Source organism: Streptomyces sp. NPDC001002 (assembly GCF_053599215.1).
In genome coordinates this window covers 1-1,285 of sequence record NZ_JBSFLV010000315.1, presented here as the reverse complement: position 1 = coordinate 1,285, position 1,285 = coordinate 1, and the positions used below count along the sequence as shown (strand labels likewise).

At 74.9% G+C, this 1,285-nt stretch carries 1 protein-coding gene and 1 pseudogene; both read left to right on the top strand.

Annotated elements, in window-relative coordinates; genetic code table 11:
* Window positions 1–944: precorrin-6Y C5,15-methyltransferase (decarboxylating) subunit CbiT (cbiT, locus tag ACWDR3_RS47785; RefSeq protein ID WP_450358948.1), on the top strand; the 944-nt coding region annotated here is incomplete at its 5' end.
* Window positions 941–1,285, top strand: a pseudogene (locus ACWDR3_RS47780) (precorrin-3B C(17)-methyltransferase); the annotation flags it as partial. The gene cbiT and the pseudogene ACWDR3_RS47780, both read left to right, overlap by 4 nt.

The window sequence follows — 1,285 nt, the reverse complement described above, 5'->3', positions numbered from 1 at the left end:
TCTCGTCCGTCGCCACCGCGTTCGCGCGGCTCGGGCTGACCTGGGACGACGCGGTGGTCGTGAGCGCGCACGGGCGTGAGCTGCGGACCGCCGTGAACGTGTGCCGGGCGCATCCGAAGGTGGCCGTGTTGACCGGACCGGGCGCCGGGCCCGCCGAGTTGGGGGCCGCGCTGCCCGGTGGACGGGTGCTGGTCGTGGCGAGCGCGCTCGGCGATCCGGAGCACGAGCGGGTGGAGCGGGTGACGGCCGCCGAGGCCGCCGGCCGTGACTGGGGTACGGCGGTGAGTGTCGTCCTGTGCCTGGACGGGACGCCGGTGGCGGGTGCCGCACGGACGGTGGCGGGGGCGGCCGTCGGGCCCGGGCAATGGGCTTTGGACGAGCGGGAGTTCACCCACCGGGACTCGATGATCACCAAGTTCGAGGTGCGGGCGCTGGCGCTGGCCCGGCTCGGGCCGCGGCTCGGTGAACTGGTCTGGGACGTCGGCGCGGGGTCCGGGTCCGTGGCCGTCGAGTGCGCGCGGCTCGGGGCGGCCGTCGTCGCCGTCGAGAAGACCGCGGACGGGGTCGAGCGGATCCGCGCGAATGCCGCCGCCCACGGGGTCGAAGTGCGAGTGGTGCACGGCGAGGCGCCGGTCGCACTGTCCCAACTCGACGATCCGGACGCCGTGTTCATCGGTGGCGGCGGGAGCGAACTGCCTTCCATCGTCACCGCGTGCGCCCGACGAGCCCGGCGGTCGGTCGTCGTCGCGATGGCCGCCCTCGACCGGGTACCGGCCACCCGCCAGGCGCTCGTCGGTGCCGGGTTCGACTGCGACGGAGTGCTGTTGCAGTCCTCGCGGCTCGCGCCGCTGCCGGGGGACGTGACCCGGCTGGCGGCGACCAACCCCGTCTTTCTGCTGTGGGGGACTCGAACCCCCGCCCCTCATGAAGGAGTTGCTCAGTGATCGGCCTCATTTCCGCCACCGCGGCGGGGGCGGCGGCGCGCGACCGGCTAGCCGCGGCGTGGCCGGAGCGGACGCGCGTGTACGAGGGTCCCGTCGGGGACGCCGTACGGACCGCGTTCGCCCAGTGCGAGCAGCTCGTGTGCTTCCTGGCCACGGGGGCCGTGGTCCGGCTGGTGGCGCCCCTGTTGGACGACAAGCGGACCGACCCGGGGGTCGTGTGCGTCGACGAGGGCGGCCGGTTCGCGGTGTCGCTGGTCGGCGGACACGGCGGCGGGGCGAACGAACTCGCCCGCGAGGTGGGTGAGTTGCTGGGCGCCGAGCCGGTGGTGACGACAGCGACG